The following is a 15,184-nucleotide window of genomic DNA, read 5'->3' on the forward strand; positions in this document are numbered from 1 at the left end:
CGGCCCCGCGCCCCCCTACGGCCTCGCGAGCTCGAACCACACAACCTTCCCGGTGCTCAACCGAGTAGCCCCCCACCGCCGAGCGAGCCGATTCACCAAATACAGCCCGCGCCCACCTTCATCAGTGGCCCGAGCCTGCCTGAGACGCGGCAACTGAGGCACATCGTCACCCACCTCGCAACGCAACACGTCGGTCCGCAACAGCCTCAACGTCACCGGCCGTGAGGCATACCGCACCGCGTTCGTGACGACCTCGCTCACCAGCAGCTCGACCGCATCGGTCAGCTCCTCCAGCCCCCACCGCGCCAGCGCCCGCCGCGCGAGACGACGGGCCTGCCCGGGCGCCGAGTCCTCCGGGTCCAGCACCCAGTACCCGACATCGCTCGGCGCGATCCCGTCGAACCGCGCCGCGAGCAGCGCGATGTCGTCGTCCCGGTCACCGGGCCCGAGCATGTCGAGCACCTCGTCGCACAGCGCCTCAAGGGGCGGCGGATGATCCGGCCCGGTGAGCTGCGCGGTCACCGCCAGCTTCTCCCGCAGCTGCTCTATCCCGGTCGCCACGTCCCGCAACCGGGACTCCACCAGCCCGTCGGTGTAGAGCAGCAGCGTCGCCCCGGCCGGCGCGTCCAGCTCCACCGCCTCGAAGTCCACGCCGCCGACGCCGATCGGCGCCCCCGGCGGCACGCGCAGCACCTCGGCCCGTCCGCCCAGGTGCAGCAGCACGGGCGGCGGGTGGCCGGCGTTGGCGATGGTGATGCGGTGCGAGACGGGGTCGTAGACGGCGTAGAGGCAGGTCGCCATGCGGTCCGTGCCCAGCCGCTGCGCCTGCTCGTCGAGGTGGTGCAGCACCTCCTGCGGCGGCAGATCCAGCCCGGCGAGCGTCTGCGCGGTGGTCCGCAGCTGCCCCATGATCGCGGCGGAGGTCATGGAGTGCCCCATGACGTCACCGACGACCAGCGCCACCCGGCTCCCCGGCAGCGGAATCGCGTCGTACCAGTCACCACCGACCCGAGCGGTCTCGGCGGCGGGCAGATAGCGCGACGCCAGCCGTACGCCGGTCGGCCGCGGCAGGGTCTCCGGGAGCATGGTCCGCTGCAGCTCGTCGGCGATGTACGCCTCACGGTCGTACAGCACCGCCTTGTCGATGCCGAGCGCGCTGTGCGTGGCCAGCTGGGCGGCCACCAGCAGATCGTCGCCCTCGAACGCGATGCGCTCCGGCCGCCGGATGAACACGGCGGCCCCGATCACCCGGCGCCGCCCCCGCAGCGGGGCGAGGATCGCGCGCTGGCCGCACGGTACGACCGACTCGCCCTCCTCGCCGAGAAGTTCCGGCAGCGCGGCGCGGGCGGCCGGGGCGTCGGCGAACACCGGCCGCACCCCGCGCAGCACCTCGGCGAGCGCACCGCCGGGCCGCACCTCGCACAGTTCGGCGATCGCCGCCGACAGCTCGGACAGCTCCGGCGCCTCCGGCGGGGTCGCGGGCTGCGCCCAGCCGCCCTCGGAGTCGCGCTCCTGCGGGATCCGGTCGGTGCGGCGCAGCCGCAGCACCACCGGGCCCATCGGGCGTTCGTCGCCGACCGGCAGCGGGTCGCGCAGGTAGACGAGGATCGCGTCGGAGAACGTCGGCACGGTCGCCCGGCACAGCCCCATCACGATCTCGTCCAGGTCGAGCCCGCGGGCGATCCGCCGGGTCGCGGCACCCACGAAGCGCAGCCGGTCCCCGTCCCGCCGCATCGGTGTGGGCCGGCCCGGCGGCAGCGCCTGTCCGGTGCGCCGCTCCTGGCCGGTGCCGCGCTCGTCCGCGGCCGGCTGCGCCGGGATGCCCTCCGGTGCGGGGCGCGGCCGGTGGTGGTCCGGCTCGGCCGCCGCCGGCTGGGAGTGCTCCGGGTCGGAACCGGCCGGTAAGGCGGCGGCGGACATAGGCGCCTGGGTACGCAGCAGCGCCCCGCGGGGGTCCGTGGGGTCGACGCCCTGGGGGCGCTCGTAGGAGGTCGGGTGCTCCGTCACGCCTGTCGAATCCATCCGTCCGGGGCGAGGGGCGCTTGCAGTTCCGCCTGTTCCGCCCGCCGAAGTGCCGATACCCGCAATACGTGCCCCGGGAACGGAATTCCGGAGTGGTCGGAGGTTGTTGCCGTGCCACCGGTGGACCGCGCGCGGCCCTCACCGGTCGTGCCCTCGTACCCCTCGCTCACGTCCTGCCGCCCCTCGGTGACGTTCGGTCAGACTCGGCGCCCGTTCCCGGAGTTGTCTCGGTGCGCCCGTGCCGGAGGACGATCCTACGTTTCCTGCCCCAGGGCGCATCAAGGGTCTCATGAGGACATGTGCGCGGGCGTACGGTCCCAGTCCTCCGGCAGAGAGGGAACCCCCCAGGACGGATCCGGCCGCCAGTTCTGCCAGTTGTCCGAGAACGGAGCCCCCCAGGCGCGGATCGCCTCCACCGCCCTCAGCCCCGCCTCCCGTACCCGCTCGGCGGCCTCGGCACCCATCAGACCGTCCCGCTGGGCCTGCGCGAACTCGTCCTCGTCGCGCCAGTGCCAACTGCGGTCCGGGTGCACGGAGATGTCCAGGAAGTGGTCCTCGGAGTCCACACCGCCCACCCAACGGGCCAATGGCTGCTCCAGGTTGACGTACCAGTTCTTGAACCGCCAGCCCGGCTCCCAGAACAGCCACACCGACCACGGCTCGCCGGGCCGGGCCAGCTTCAGCACCCCGGTGCCGAACCACCGGTCCAACTGCACGGTGCGCGGCTTGGTGTAGCGGGTCGCGAGCGGCTCCTGGTGCAGCGAGGTGCCGTCCGCGAGCACCGGCCTCACACACTGCGTGCCCGGCGCCAGCCACACCGCGAGCACGTCCGCGTCATCGCGTACGACGGTGACGGGACGGGCGATGTGGAAGCGCGCGCCGGCGTTCTCCCGGTACCGCCACAGGATCTGCTGCCCGGGCGCCCAGAACCCCGCTGAACCGCCGTCGCCCGCCTGCGCCTGCGTCGTCACCGCTCCACCGTCTGCCATGCACAGATATTAGGTGCCCACGGCATACGACGCTGCGGTACGTGTCACGGTTCTGGTGGAGCGGCGCTCTTGTTACGGCCGCGTCATCCGCAGGACATCCAGGGCCTCGTCGAGCTGTTCGAGCGTGAGGTCACCACGCTCCACATAGCCGCTCTCCAGCACCACCTGGCGGATCGTCTTCCGCTCCGCCAGCGCCTTCTTGGCGACCTTCGCGGCCTCCTCGTACCCGATGTACCGGTTGAGCGGAGTCACCACTGAGGGTGACGACTCGGCGTACTCCAGGGCGCGTTCGCGGTGCGCGACGATCCCGTCGACCGTGCGGTCGGCGAGCAGCCGGGAGGCGTTGGCGAGCAACCGGACCGACTCCAGGACGTTCTTGGCGATGACCGGCAGCATCACATTGAGCTCGAAGTTGCCGGCCGCCCCGGCGGTGGCGACGGTCGCGTCATTGCCGACGACCTGGGCCGCGACCATCAGTACCGCTTCCGGAACGACCGGGTTGACCTTGCCGGGCATGATCGAGGAACCGGGCTGGAGGTCGGGCAGGGAGATCTCGGCGAGCCCGGTGCGCGGCCCGGACGCCATCCACCGCAGATCATTGGCGATCTTCGTCAGTCCGACCGCGATGGTCCGCAGCTGCCCGCTGATCTCCACGACCCCGTCCCGGGCACCCTGCGCCTCGAAGTGGTCCCTCGCCTCGGTCAGCGGCAGCCCGGTGACGGAGGCGACCTCCTCGATGACGGCGGCGGAGAAACCGGGCGGGGTGTTGATCCCGGTGCCGACCGCGGTGCCGCCCAGCGGCAGTTCGGCGAGCCGGGGGAGGGAGGCGTTCAGCCGTTCGACCCCGTAGCGCACCTGGGCGGCGTATCCGCCGAACTCCTGTCCGAGGGTCACCGGTGTGGCGTCCATGAGATGCGTCCGCCCGGACTTCACGACGTCGGCGAACTCCTCGGCCTTGCGGCCGAGGGAGGCGGCGAGGTGATCCAGGGCGGGGATCAGGTCGCGCGTGACGGCGGCGGTGGCGGCGATGTGGAGGGAGGAGGGGAACACGTCGTTGGACGACTGCGAGGCGTTGACGTGGTCATTGGGGTGGACGGGCCGCCCCAGCCGCTCACTCGCCAGGGTGGCGATGACCTCGTTGGCGTTCATGTTGGACGAGGTGCCGGACCCCGTCTGGAACACGTCGACGGGGAAGTGCTCGTCCCACGCCCCCGCCGCCACCTCGGCGGCCGCCTCCTGGATCGCCCCCGCGATCTCCCCGTCGAGCACCCCCAGCCCGGCGTTGACCTTCGCCGCGGCGCCCTTGATCCGCGCCAGCGCCTCGATGTGGGCCCGCTCGATGCGCTGTCCGGAGACGGGGAAGTTCTCGATCGCCCGCTGGGTCTGCGCCCGCCACTTGGCATGTGCGGGCACCCGCACCTCACCCATCGAGTCGCGCTCGATCCGATGGCTGCTGCTGCTCTGCTCTTCGTCGGCCACTGCCGATCACCTCCACGTGTCACAGCACCGGGTAGGTGACAACTGTTCCCCGTGGAGGCGGACCAGGCGCTCCCCCCCGAAGTACGGCGACTTCGATGACGTCGTTGAGCAGCTGCCCCAGGAGCCTCACGCCGCCGCGAAGCTCCTCCACCGTGACATCGGGACGCCCGGCGTCCAGCACGGCGCCGGAGCCTTCGTCCAGGGCCGTGGCGACGATGTCCTCCTCGGTGGCGTCGGCGAGGTCGTTGATCAGCCCGCTCCCGAAGGGAACGAGACACGGCTTGCCCTCGGGGGTGGTCCAGGGGAGGCGGCGGAGACCGGGCGGAGGGGCGGAGGAGGGTAGGTTGTCGGGCATCGTCGGCGACTCCTTGTCAGTCGTGGCGTAGACATGGCCGTGAACCATCCGGGGGTAACTTCATTTGGCATGCTAACTGCTACATGCCGCTCCACGCAGAGTTATGACGGTCCAGGGTGATGCGAACAGATGTGTGCCGCCGTAGCGTCGGCTGCATGAGCGAGTCAGGCGCGATGCCCGTCTACCGGTATGTAGAGGTCGCGAATGCGGTGGAGGCCGAGATCAGGTCGGGACGCTTGCCGGTCGGCGCCCGCCTTCCTGGTGAGCGGGAAATGGCCGAGACGTACGGCATCGCTCTCGGCACTGCCCGAAGGGTTGTGAAGGAGCTCAGGGACAGAGGTCTGGTCGGCACTCTGCCCGCCAAGGGAACGTACGTCCTGCGCAAGCCGCCGGAGCCCACCCCGTAGGGGGGTCCAGGGGGCGGAGCCCCCTGGCGGGGTCGAAGGGGCGGAGCCCCTGGGGAGGGGAACGGGTAGGGGCGGCGGGGGCGAAAATCCTCCCCGCCGCGCCCCGAGGCATTACGCCAGCCCCGGCCCCCGCACCGGAATCGACGTGAAGGTCGGCTGCGGCGCCGGGTCCTTGAAGAAGTCGTTCCCCTTGTCGTCGACGACGATGAACGCCGGGAAGTCCTCGACCTCGATCTTCCAGACGGCCTCCATGCCGAGCTCCTCGTACTCGACGACCTCGACCTTCTTGATGCAGTCCTGCGCGAGACGGGCCGCGGGCCCGCCGATGGACCCGAGGTAGAAACCGCCGTGGGCGGCACACGCGTCCGTGACCTGCTGCGACCGGTTCCCCTTGGCCAGCATCACCTTCGACCCGCCGGCCGCCTGGAACTGCTCGACGTAGGAGTCCATGCGCCCGGCCGTGGTCGGCCCGAAGGACCCGGACGCGTACCCCTCAGGCGTCTTCGCGGGCCCGGCGTAGTACACCGGGTGGTCCTTCAGGTACTGCGGCATCTCCTCACCCGCGTCGAGCCGCTCCTTGATCTTGGCGTGCGCGATGTCACGGGCGACGACCAGCGGGCCGGACAGCGACAGCCGCGTCTTGACCGGGTACTTCGTCAGCTCGGCGAGGACCGTCTCCATGGGCTGGTTCAGGTCGATCTTCACGACGTCGGAAGACTCGTCGAGGTGCTCCTCCGTCGTCTCCGGCAGGAACCGCGCCGGATCGGTCTCCAGCTGCTCCAGGAAGACCCCCTCGGCGGTGATCTTCGCGACGGCCTGCCGGTCGGCCGAGCAGGACACGGCGATGGCGACCGGGCAGGAGGCGCCGTGCCGCGGCAGCCGGACCACCCGGACGTCATGGCAGAAGTACTTGCCCCCGAACTGCGCCCCGATCCCGATCCTCTGCGTCAGCTCGAAGACCTTCTCCTCCAGCTCCTTGTCCCGGAAGCCGTGCCCGAGCGGCGAGCCCTCGGCGGGGATCTCGTCGAGGTAGTGCGCGGAGGCGTACTTCGCGGTCTTCAGCGCGTACTCGGCCGACGTACCGCCCACCACGATCGCCAGGTGGTACGGCGGACAGGCGGCCGTGCCCAGCGAGCGGATCTTCTCCTCCAGGAACTTCATCATGGAGGCTTCGTTCAGCACGGCCTTCGTCTCCTGGTACAGGAACGACTTGTTGGCCGAGCCGCCGCCCTTCGCCATGAACAGGAACTTGTAGGCGCCGCCGTCGGTCGCGTACAGCTCGATCTGGGCCGGGAGGTTGGAGCCGGTGTTCTTCTCCTCCCACATGGTGAGCGGAGCCATCTGCGAGTAGCGGAGGTTGAGCCTGGTGTAGGCGTCGTAGATGCCGCGGGACAGGGCCTTCTCGTCGCCGCCCTCCGTCAGCACGTTCTGCCCGCGCTTGCCCATCACGATCGCCGTGCCGGTGTCCTGGCACATGGGCAGCACACCGGCCGCAGCGATGTTCGCGTTCTTCAGCAGGTCCAGCGCGACGAACTTGTCGTTGGCGGACGCCTCGGGGTCGTCGATGATGCGGCGCAGCTGCGCCAGGTGGGCCGGGCGCAGATAGTGCTGGATGTCGTGGATGGCCTCCTCGGCCAGCTTGCGCAGCGCCTCCGGCTCCACCTTGAGGAAGGTCCGCCCGTCGGCCTCGAAGGTGGAGACACCCTCGGAGGTCACCAGCCGGTACGGGGTGGTGTCCTCTCCCATGGGGAGCAGATCGGTGTACGCGAACTCAGGCATCTCGCCCATTCCTCACTCACGACAGACAGCGGCTGGCTTCGATTGGCAGCGCCCACCAGCGTAGAACCTGCCACTGACAGGTGCGCTTGTGAGGTAGGGCTCAGTTGGGCGCCGCGAGGGCTATCGCGATCTATCGTGTTTCGCTACGCTGCTGTCGTGGACCTTCAGAAGCAGCCCGCCTCCGCTCCCGCGCCCGCCGAACTGCGCGCCTCGGACGCCGACCGGGACCGTATCGCCGACATCCTGCGCGACGCCCTGGCCGAGGGCCGCCTGACCGCCGAGGAACACGCCGAGCGCGTGGAGGGCGTACTGGCCGCCAAGACGGTCGGCGAACTGGACGCCTTCATACGGGACCTGCCCGCCGCCCACGCCCGCCGCGCCCCCACCGCCGGTCCACCGCCCCGCCCGGCCCCGGCGCCCCTTCCGGCCGACCCCTACGACAACGTGGTCGCGGTCTTCAGCAGCGCCGCGCGCCGGGGCCGCTGGCGCGCGGGCCGTCGTATCCACGCGTACGCGATCTTCGGCAGCGTCGAGATCGACCTCAGCGAGGCGCTCTTCGAGTACCAGCACGTCGTCATCAAGGCGTTCTCGGTCTTCGGCAGCGTCGAGGTGTGCGTCCCGGAGAACGTGTCGCTGCGCGGCACCGGCGGCGGCGTCCTCGGCAGCTTCGAGGTCGACACGCTGGACGCGCCGGAGCCCGACGCGCCCGTGGTCTATCTCGACGGCTGGGCGATCCTCGGCAGCGTCGAGGGCCGGCCGAGGCGCGGCAAGCTCGTCGCGGACATCCTCGACCGGGTGCACCGCAAGGTCGACCGGAGCCTGCGCAAGCATCTGGACCGCTGACGGTCGTGATTCCGATTCGGTCCGGCGCTTGGAAACTCACTGCATAGGCGCGCGCACAGCGGGTAGACCTTGCTGCATCGTCTCTCGCTCGCGAAGCCGTCGTCAGGAGTAGACCGTGCTGCAACCGCCGCATTCGTCCCTGCAGGTCGCTGCCGTTCCGGCCCAGCGGGTGCCAGTGCGAGACAGGGACCAAGACGCCCCCTGGCACACCGCGGCGGTGTGCCGGCGTGACGAGGCCGGCCTGTTCTTCGCGCCTTCCAAGGAGCCGACCGCGGCCCGTCTGTCCCGCGAGGAGGCCGCCAAGCGCGTCTGCGCCCGCTGCCCGGTCATGGTCGAGTGCCGCGAACACGCCCTCCTTCAGCCAGAACCCTACGGCGTCTGGGGCGGCCTCACCGCCGCCGAACGCCGAGTGGTCCTGGCGAGGCGCCGCCGCAGGGAGATGGAACTGAAGAAGGCGACCCGGCAGACGACCATCGCGCAGGCGGGCTGAGCCAGATCTCTCCGGTACGAGAAGGGCGCCCCCACCGCACTGGGGGCGCCTTCCTGACGTAGGGGAGTGGTCCGCCCTCAGGGGCGCGGGGCCGTCTCGATATGCGGCTCCGCCACGTGGGCGCGACAAGCCACAACGCACCCGCAGCCGCCGACGCTCCCCGATCACCCCCTACTTCGCGCGATCAAAATCAATCGCGCTGTAAGCCCTGAGCTTGCTCAGCCGATGCTCGGAATCGATCCTCCGCACCGTCCCCGACTTCGACCGCATCACCAGCGACTCGGTCAGCGCGGTCTCCGACCGGTACCGCACCCCCCGCAACAACTCCCCGTCCGTGATCCCGGTCGCGACGAAGAACACGTTCTCCCCGGTCACCAGGTCCTCGGTCGTCAGCACCCGGTCCAGGTCATGCCCCGCGTCGATCGCCCGCTGCCGCTCCTCGTCGTCCTTGGGCCACAGCTTCCCCTGGATCGTGCCGCCCAGACACTTCACGGCACAGGCCGAGATGATGCCCTCCGGCGTCCCGCCGATCCCGAGCAGCATGTCGACCCCGGTGCCCTCCCGCAGCGCGTAGATCGACCCGGCGACATCGCCGTCGGAGATCAGCTTGATGCGCGCGCCGGCCTCCCGGATCTCCTTGATGATCCCTTCGTGCCGGGGCCGGTCGAGGATGACGACGGTGACATCCTCCGGCGTGGCCCGCTTGGCCTTGGCGACGCGCCGGATGTTCACCGAGACGGGCGCGTCGATGTCCACGAAGTCGGCGGCCTCGGGGCCGGTGACCAACTTGTCCATGTAGAACACGGCGGACGGGTCGAACATCGACCCGCGCTCGGCCGCGGCCAGCACGGCGATCGCGTTGGGCATGCCCTTGGCCGTCAGGGTCGTCCCGTCGATCGGGTCGACGGCGATGTCGCACTCGGGCCCGGTCCCGTCCCCGACCTGCTCTCCGTTGAAGAGCATCGGCGCCTCGTCCTTCTCACCCTCGCCGATGACGACCACGCCGTTCATCGAGACGGTGGAGACGAGGGTGCGCATCGCGCGCACCGCGGCACCGTCGGCGCCGTTCTTGTCGCCGCGCCCGACCCAGCGGCCCGCGGCCATCGCCGCGGCCTCGGTGACCCGGACCAGTTCCAGGGCGAGGTTGCGGTCGGGAGCCTCGGAGGGGACATCGAGTTCGGTCGGCAGTTGATGATTCTCGGTCATCGGAGCGCACCTTTCTGATACGACGACGGCCGGATGAGGGTTTTCGCCCCGACTCTATCGTCAGTCCGACAAAATGAGCAGGGGACCCCACGGATGAGCGCGGCGGGCACCTGCGACGATAGGGGGCGTGGCAGGTTCGAACGGCAAGCAGAAGACGGTCCGGGACATGATCCTCTCCCTGGGCGTGATCATGATCGCGGCGGCGGTGATCTACGTGTTCATCCCGCACGACGACAAGGACCCCGACCTCCCGCGGGTGGACTACCGGATCGAGCTGCTCACGGCCCGCCGCGCGGCGCCGTACCCGGTGGCGGCACCCGAGGGCCTGCCGGAGAGCTGGAAGCCCACCTCCGTCCGCTTCAGCGCCGCCGACTCCGACACCTGGCACCTCGGCTTCCACCTCGCCGACGGTGAGTACGTGGCGATCAAGCAGTCGACCGGGAAGCCCTCGAAGTTCATCGCCGAGGCCACCCAGGGCGCCGGGGAGACGGAGACCGTCGAGGAGATCGACGGCCGCACCTGGACCCGCTACACCGGCGGCCGGTACGACGCGCTGGTCCTGAAGGGTGACGACGGCTCGACGACGGTGGTAGCGGGCACGGGCTCCTTCGACCAGCTGACGACGATGGTGAAGGCTCTGAAGATGGCGTGAGCGACATGAAGAGGGCCCCCGGCGTTCCACGCCGGGGGCCCTCTTCTGTTGTCCGTGCCGTGGGTGTCCGTGCCGTGGGCTCAGACGGTCGTCACGACCTGCTCGTACGACAGGCGCGGGGAGCGCGGGAACCAGGCGTTCTCGCCCGGCTTGCCGATGTTGACGACCATCAGCGGGGTGTGGTCGTCGTCCAGGAACTCCTTGCGGACGCCCTCGAAGTCCACGCCGGTCATCGGGCCGGCGGCCAGGCCGGCGGCGCGCACGCCGATGATGAAGTAGGCGGCCTGGAGGGCGGCGTTCAGCGTGGCGCTGCTCTCACGCCCCGCGCGGTCACCGAAGAGCTCCTTGGCCTGCGGGAAGTGCGGGAAGAGGTGCGGCAGCTCCTCGTGGAACTCGTTGTCCGCGGAGAGGATCGCGACCAGCGGGGCGGCGGCGGTCTTCTGCCGGTTGCCCTCCATGAGGTGCTTGACCAGACGCTCGCGGGCCTCGGGGGAGCGGACCAGGGTGATGCGCAGCGGGGTCTGGTTCATGGCGGTCGGGCCGAACTTGACCAGGTCGTAGATCGCCTGGACCTGCTCGTCGGTCACCGGCTCGTCGGTGAAGGTGTTCGCGGTGCGGGCCTCGCGGAACAGCAGGTCCTGAGCGGCGGAGTCAAGAACGAAAGACATGCGGGGAGCCTTCTGGGGAGAGTGTCGGAAACGGACCGGGGACCGGTTACGGCCTCGACAGTACGCCAGAAAAGTTGATTCTTCAATTAAAGGGGGTGTGTGACCGCACTCACGGGCTGTCGCCCCAGGTGACGGCCTCACACCTCCCCGGCGTCCGCCTCTTCCTCCTCCTCGGCCTCGGCCAGCGCCGCGTCCAGCCGTGCCCGCGCGCCCTCCAGCCAGCGCCGGCAGACCTTCGCCAGCTCCTCGCCGCGCTCCCACAGGGCGAGGGACTCCTCCAGCGTCGTACCGCCCGCCTCCAGGCGGCGGACCACCTCGATCAGCTCGTCGCGTGCCTGCTCGTACCCGAGCGCCTCGTCCACCTTGCTCGTCATGCCACCCATCCTCGGACCGTCCCCGGCCGTCTCAGCCGTCGACTCGAACAACGAACTCACCCTCGGCGACCCGCGCGCGCAGCGCCTCGTCCGCCGTGACCTCACCCGGATCCCGCACCACATGCCCGTCCGCCCGCTGCAGCACCGCATACCCGCGCCGGAGCGTCGCCGCGGGGGAGAGGGCGACCACGCGCGCGTGCGTGTGCGTCAGCTCCGAGTCGGCGCGATCCAGGAGATGGCCCAGGCAGCGGCGGCCGCGGTCGGCGAGCGAGGCGATGTGGTCCGCCCGCTCGTCGATCATCCGGTGCGGGTCCTGTATCGACGGGCGGGCGAGCGCGTGCGCCAGCCCGCGCTCCTCCCGCTGCACGAACGCCTCCACACAGCGCCGCGCCCGGTCCCGCAGCACCCGCACCCGCTGCAGCTCCTCGCCGACGTCCGGCACGACCTTCTTCGCGGCGTCGGTCGGCGTCGACGCGCGCAGGTCGGCGACGTGGTCCAGCAGCGGGTTGTCCGGCTCGTGCCCGATCGCCGACACCACCGGCGTACGGCACTCGGCGACCGCGCGCACCAACTGCTCGTCGGAGAACGGCAGCAGGTCCTCCACGCTGCCGCCGCCGCGCGCCACGATGATCACGTCCACGCCGTCCAGCGCGTCCAGCTCCTTCACCGCCTGGACGACCTGAGGCACCGCGTGCACACCCTGGACGGCGACATTGCGCACCTCGAAGCGGACGGCGGGCCAGCGGTGCCGGGCGTTCTCCAGGACGTCCCGCTCGGCGGCCGAGGCCCGGCCGCAGACCAGCCCGATCAGCTGCGGCAGGAACGGCAGCGGCTTCTTGCGCTCGGCCGCGAACAGCCCCTCCGCGGCCAGGGACTTCTTCAGCTGCTCCAGCCGGGCGAGCAGCTCGCCCACCCCCACCGGCCGGATCTCGACCGCGCGCAGCGACAGCTGCCCGCGCGGCGCGTACCACTCCGGCTTCGCGTGGACGACGACCCGCGCGCCCTCGCCGACCACATCGGCGACCGCGTCGAACACCTGCCGGTAGCAGGTGACGCTGACCGAGATGTCGTACGACGGGTCGCGCAGCGTCAGGAACACGACGCCCGCGCCCGGACGCCGCGACAACTGGGTGATCTGCCCCTCGACCCACACCGCGCCGAGCCGGTCGATCCAGCCCCCGATGAGCCGCGAGACCTCGCCGACGGGCAGCGGGGCGTCCGCGGACGTGTTCACAGCCATGTCGTGAGCGTAACGGGCGGCGCCGACAATCCGGTCGGCGTCGCGTCCCGGCCCTGCTGAGCCCGCCGGACGCGGGCCCTGACGACCGGACGCGGCCCCTTACGATGGGACGCATGACCGCTTCGCCTGGCCGCCGTGTCCTGCTCGCCGCCCCCCGTGGCTACTGCGCCGGTGTGGACCGCGCCGTGATCGCCGTCGAAAAGGCCCTCGAACAGTACGGGGCCCCCGTCTACGTCCGGCACGAGATCGTGCACAACAAGTACGTCGTGCAGACCCTGGAGAAGAAGGGCGCCATCTTCGTCGAGCAGACCGAGGAGGTGCCGCCCGGCAACATCGTGATGTTCTCCGCGCACGGTGTCGCGCCCGTCGTCCACGAGGAGGCCGCGCGCGGCCGGCTCGCCACCATCGACGCGACCTGCCCGCTCGTCACCAAGGTCCACAAGGAAGCCGTCCGCTTCGCCAACGAGGACTACGACATCCTCCTGATCGGCCACGAGGGCCACGAGGAGGTCATCGGCACGTCCGGCGAGGCCCCCGACCACATCCAGCTCGTCGACGGCCCCGAGGACGTCGCCAAGGTCGAGGTCCGCGACCCCTCCAAGGTCGTCTGGCTGTCCCAGACCACGCTGAGCGTGGACGAGACGATGGAGACCGTCGACGCCCTGAAGGAGAAGTTCCCGCAGCTGATCTCCCCGCCCAGCGACGACATCTGCTACGCCACGCAGAACCGTCAGCTCGCGGTGAAGCAGATGGGCGCCGAGGCCGAGCTGGTGATCGTCGTCGGATCGCGCAACTCCTCCAACTCCAAGCGGCTGGTGGAGGTCGCCAAGCTGGCGGGCTCCCGTGCCGCGTACCTGGTGGACTTCGCCAGCGAGATCGACGAGGCGTGGCTGGAGGACGTGACGACGGTCGGCGTGACCTCCGGCGCCTCGGTCCCCGAGGTGCTCGTCGAGGAGGTCCTGGAGTGGCTCGCCGAGCGCGGCTACGGCGACGTGGAGCTCGTCAGGGCGGCCGAGGAGTCCATCACCTTCTCGCTGCCCAAGGAGCTGCGCCGCGATCTGCGCGAGGAGGCGGCGGCACTGGTGGCCGAGCGCGGCGGGAGCGGCGCGGCTTCCCGGGGCTGACCGGGCCGGGGCTGACAGGGCCGGCTGCCGACAGGTCTGGCCGCTGGCCGTCCGGCTGCTGGCCGTCTGGCTACTGGCCGTCCGGCTGCTGACCGGTCGACCGCTGCCCGGTCCGGCTACTGGCCGTCTGGCCGCTGGCCGGTCTGGCTGCTGACCGGTCGACCGCTGCCTGGTCTGGCTGCTGGCCGTCTGGCTGCTGACCGGTCGACCGCTGACCGGTCGACCGCTGGCCGGTCTGGCTGCTGACCGGTCGACCGCTGGACGGTCCGGCCGCTGCCCGGCCGGCCGGTGCGACCGGCCTTGAGTGATCCGGCCGGGTGCCCACCGGTGGCCGGGACGTGGCTGTCGGTGGGCCGTCGTAACGTGGATCCATGCAGATCTTCGGCGTGGACATCGGTGGATCCGGGATCAAGGGCGCCCCTGTGGACCTGGACAGGGGCGACCTGGCGGACGAGCGCTTCAAGGTGCTCACCCCGCAGCCCGCGACACCCGAAGGCGTGGCCGACGGCGTGAAACAGGTCGTCGACGCCTTCGGCTGGACGGGGCCCGTCGGGCTCACCTTCCCGGGCGTGGTGACCGGCGGCGCCACCATCCGCACCGCGGCAAACGTCGACAAGAGCTGGATCGACACCGACGCGCGCGCGTTGTTCACCGAGCGGCTGGGCGGACTGCCGGTGACGGTCGTCAACGACGCCGACGCGGCCGGTGTCGCCGAGATGGCCTTCGGCGCCGGCAAGGACCGCCGGGGCACGGTCATCCTGCTCACCTTCGGCACCGGCATCGGCAGCGCCCTCTTCCTCGACGGCGCCCTGGTCCCCAACACCGAGCTGGGCCACCTGGAGCTGAACGGCCACGACGCGGAGAAGCGCGCCTCCAGCAAGGCCCGCGAGGACGGCGACCTCACCTGGGAGCACTGGGCGCGCCGCGTCCAGAAGTACCTCGCCCACGTCGAGATGCTGTTCTCGCCCGAGCTGTTCATCATCGGCGGCGGAGTCAGCCGCAAGTCCCACAAGTTCCTGCCCCTCATCGAGGGCATCAAGGCGGAGATCGTCCCCGCCCAGCTGCAGAACAACGCGGGGATCGTGGGCGCGGCGATGCGGGCGGCGAAGGGGGAGTAGGACTACCGGCGGGGCTTTACCGGCGGGGCTTACCGTTGGGGCCTACCGCCCTTGCGCCCGGCGGCGGAGGTTCGCGAGGTGCGCGCGCCGCACGATCACCGTCAGACCGGCGACCAGCGTCCCGCCGTACAGCCATGCGGCCTGGGTGGCCAGCGCGGTGATCAGTCCCATCAGCCGCGCCCCGAAGCCGCCGTCGCCGTCCGCCAGGGGCAGCAGCCCCAGGGTGAACGCGATCGGCACGACCACGGGCGGGGACACCAGGTCCCCGCGCCGCACCCACAGCGCGGTCAGCAGACACACCGGCAGGAACAGCACGCCGTACACCGTCAGCGACGAGCCGAACGCCACCCGGTCGAGGCACGCGAACGCCAGCATCAGCGCACCGCTGAGCAGTCCCCCGCCCAGCCCGGTGAGCCGGGGGTTCGGCAACCGCCGCAG

The 15,184-nt window shown here is 70.9% G+C and carries 16 protein-coding genes; 6 read left to right on the plus strand and 10 right to left on the minus strand.

Annotated features, from left to right (window positions below; genetic code table 11):
* Nucleotides 1–15: 15 nt before the first annotated feature.
* The 4 genes from ACH5AC_RS02085 to ACH5AC_RS02100 all read right to left on the minus strand — a co-directional run bounded on the left by ACH5AC_RS02085 (nucleotide 16) and on the right by ACH5AC_RS02100 (nucleotide 4,845).
* On the minus strand, nucleotides 16–2,022 hold the full coding sequence (locus ACH5AC_RS02085; protein ID WP_398859621.1) for a SpoIIE family protein phosphatase: 2,007 nt from the start codon (nucleotides 2,020–2,022) through the stop codon (nucleotides 16–18).
* Between the two features lie 287 nt (nucleotides 2,023–2,309).
* Nucleotides 2,310–3,011, minus strand: a complete 702-nt coding sequence (locus ACH5AC_RS02090) for a DUF402 domain-containing protein (RefSeq protein ID WP_398859622.1) — start codon at nucleotides 3,009–3,011, stop codon at nucleotides 2,310–2,312.
* Between the two features lie 72 nt (nucleotides 3,012–3,083).
* Nucleotides 3,084–4,490, minus strand: coding sequence for a class II fumarate hydratase (locus ACH5AC_RS02095; RefSeq protein WP_398859623.1), 1,407 nt, complete (start codon nucleotides 4,488–4,490; stop codon nucleotides 3,084–3,086).
* 19 nt (nucleotides 4,491–4,509) lie between these two features.
* Nucleotides 4,510–4,845: a hypothetical protein gene (locus ACH5AC_RS02100; RefSeq protein WP_398859624.1), complete on the minus strand. Its 336-nt coding sequence runs from the start codon at nucleotides 4,843–4,845 to the stop codon at nucleotides 4,510–4,512.
* A gap of 155 nt (nucleotides 4,846–5,000) precedes the next feature.
* Here ACH5AC_RS02100 and ACH5AC_RS02105 point away from each other — a divergent pair, with 155 nt between their 5' ends.
* Nucleotides 5,001–5,252 carry a GntR family transcriptional regulator gene (locus ACH5AC_RS02105; protein WP_398859625.1) on the plus strand — a complete coding sequence of 84 codons (252 nt, stop codon included), beginning with the start codon at nucleotides 5,001–5,003 and terminating at the stop codon, nucleotides 5,250–5,252.
* A 111-nt stretch (nucleotides 5,253–5,363) separates the two neighbouring features.
* On the opposite strand, the gene ACH5AC_RS02110 is transcribed toward ACH5AC_RS02105, so the two are convergent.
* Nucleotides 5,364–7,031: a fumarate hydratase gene (locus ACH5AC_RS02110; protein WP_398859626.1), complete on the minus strand. Its 1,668-nt coding sequence runs from the start codon at nucleotides 7,029–7,031 to the stop codon at nucleotides 5,364–5,366.
* 156 nt (nucleotides 7,032–7,187) lie between these two features.
* Here ACH5AC_RS02110 and ACH5AC_RS02115 point away from each other — a divergent pair, with 156 nt between their 5' ends.
* Nucleotides 7,188–7,874, plus strand: coding sequence for a DUF1707 domain-containing protein (locus ACH5AC_RS02115; RefSeq protein WP_398859627.1), 687 nt, complete (start codon nucleotides 7,188–7,190; stop codon nucleotides 7,872–7,874).
* A 115-nt stretch (nucleotides 7,875–7,989) separates the two neighbouring features.
* Nucleotides 7,990–8,364 carry a WhiB family transcriptional regulator gene (locus tag ACH5AC_RS02120; protein WP_398859628.1) on the plus strand — a complete coding sequence of 125 codons (375 nt, stop codon included), beginning with the start codon at nucleotides 7,990–7,992 and terminating at the stop codon, nucleotides 8,362–8,364.
* A 171-nt stretch (nucleotides 8,365–8,535) separates the two neighbouring features.
* Here ACH5AC_RS02120 and glpX read toward each other — a convergent pair whose 3' ends face one another.
* Complete coding sequence (glpX, locus tag ACH5AC_RS02125; protein ID WP_398859629.1) at nucleotides 8,536–9,570, minus strand: class II fructose-bisphosphatase; 1,035 nt, start codon at nucleotides 9,568–9,570, stop codon at nucleotides 8,536–8,538.
* A 127-nt stretch (nucleotides 9,571–9,697) separates the two neighbouring features.
* Here glpX and ACH5AC_RS02130 point away from each other — a divergent pair, with 127 nt between their 5' ends.
* Nucleotides 9,698–10,222 (plus strand): DUF4245 domain-containing protein, encoded by a 525-nt coding sequence (locus ACH5AC_RS02130; RefSeq protein ID WP_398859630.1) that lies wholly within the window; start codon nucleotides 9,698–9,700, stop codon nucleotides 10,220–10,222.
* Nucleotides 10,223–10,302: 80 nt separating this feature from the next.
* Here ACH5AC_RS02130 and ACH5AC_RS02135 read toward each other — a convergent pair whose 3' ends face one another.
* From ACH5AC_RS02135 to xseA, 3 genes are all read right to left on the minus strand, one after another.
* Nucleotides 10,303–10,890: a malonic semialdehyde reductase gene (locus tag ACH5AC_RS02135; protein WP_398859631.1), complete on the minus strand. Its 588-nt coding sequence runs from the start codon at nucleotides 10,888–10,890 to the stop codon at nucleotides 10,303–10,305.
* A 137-nt stretch (nucleotides 10,891–11,027) separates the two neighbouring features.
* Complete coding sequence (locus ACH5AC_RS02140) at nucleotides 11,028–11,264, minus strand: exodeoxyribonuclease VII small subunit (protein WP_398859633.1); 237 nt, start codon at nucleotides 11,262–11,264, stop codon at nucleotides 11,028–11,030.
* 31 nt (nucleotides 11,265–11,295) lie between these two features.
* Entirely contained in the window at nucleotides 11,296–12,504 is a 1,209-nt protein-coding gene (gene xseA / locus ACH5AC_RS02145) for an exodeoxyribonuclease VII large subunit (protein WP_398859634.1), read from the minus strand.
* A 104-nt stretch (nucleotides 12,505–12,608) separates the two neighbouring features.
* Here xseA and ACH5AC_RS02150 point away from each other — a divergent pair, with 104 nt between their 5' ends.
* Nucleotides 12,609–13,628, plus strand: a complete 1,020-nt coding sequence (locus ACH5AC_RS02150) for a 4-hydroxy-3-methylbut-2-enyl diphosphate reductase (RefSeq protein WP_398859635.1) — start codon at nucleotides 12,609–12,611, stop codon at nucleotides 13,626–13,628.
* 371 nt (nucleotides 13,629–13,999) lie between these two features.
* On the plus strand, nucleotides 14,000–14,746 hold the full coding sequence (gene ppgK, locus ACH5AC_RS02155; RefSeq protein ID WP_398859636.1) for a polyphosphate--glucose phosphotransferase: 747 nt from the start codon (nucleotides 14,000–14,002) through the stop codon (nucleotides 14,744–14,746).
* A 42-nt stretch (nucleotides 14,747–14,788) separates the two neighbouring features.
* Here ppgK and ACH5AC_RS02160 read toward each other — a convergent pair whose 3' ends face one another.
* On the minus strand, nucleotides 14,789–15,175 hold the full coding sequence (locus ACH5AC_RS02160; protein ID WP_398859637.1) for a DUF6542 domain-containing protein: 387 nt from the start codon (nucleotides 15,173–15,175) through the stop codon (nucleotides 14,789–14,791).
* Nucleotides 15,176–15,184 lie beyond the last annotated feature (9 nt).

Source organism: Streptomyces sp. NPDC018693 (assembly GCF_044391385.1).
In the GTDB taxonomy this organism is placed as follows: domain Bacteria; phylum Actinomycetota; class Actinomycetes; order Streptomycetales; family Streptomycetaceae; genus Streptomyces.

What these genes read in the sequence shown, in the direction of transcription:
- ACH5AC_RS02085 (WP_398859621.1), bottom strand. Translation starts at nt 2,022, where the DNA reads ATGGATTCGACAGGCGTGACGGAGCACCCGACCTCCTACGAGCGCCCC.
- ACH5AC_RS02090 (WP_398859622.1), bottom strand. Translation starts at nt 3,011, where the DNA reads ATGGCAGACGGTGGAGCGGTGACGACGCAGGCGCAGGCGGGCGACGGC.
- ACH5AC_RS02100 (WP_398859624.1), bottom strand. Translation starts at nt 4,845, where the DNA reads ATGCCCGACAACCTACCCTCCTCCGCCCCTCCGCCCGGTCTCCGCCGC.
- ACH5AC_RS02105 (WP_398859625.1), top strand. Translation starts at nt 5,001, where the DNA reads ATGAGCGAGTCAGGCGCGATGCCCGTCTACCGGTATGTAGAGGTCGCG.
- ACH5AC_RS02110 (WP_398859626.1), bottom strand. Translation starts at nt 7,031, where the DNA reads ATGCCTGAGTTCGCGTACACCGATCTGCTCCCCATGGGAGAGGACACC.
- glpX (WP_398859629.1), bottom strand. Translation starts at nt 9,570, where the DNA reads ATGACCGAGAATCATCAACTGCCGACCGAACTCGATGTCCCCTCCGAG.
- ACH5AC_RS02135 (WP_398859631.1), bottom strand. Translation starts at nt 10,890, where the DNA reads ATGTCTTTCGTTCTTGACTCCGCCGCTCAGGACCTGCTGTTCCGCGAG.
- ACH5AC_RS02140 (WP_398859633.1), bottom strand. Translation starts at nt 11,264, where the DNA reads ATGACGAGCAAGGTGGACGAGGCGCTCGGGTACGAGCAGGCACGCGAC.
- xseA (WP_398859634.1), bottom strand. Translation starts at nt 12,504, where the DNA reads ATGGCTGTGAACACGTCCGCGGACGCCCCGCTGCCCGTCGGCGAGGTC.
- ACH5AC_RS02150 (WP_398859635.1), top strand. Translation starts at nt 12,609, where the DNA reads ATGGGACGCATGACCGCTTCGCCTGGCCGCCGTGTCCTGCTCGCCGCC.
- ppgK (WP_398859636.1), top strand. Translation starts at nt 14,000, where the DNA reads ATGCAGATCTTCGGCGTGGACATCGGTGGATCCGGGATCAAGGGCGCC.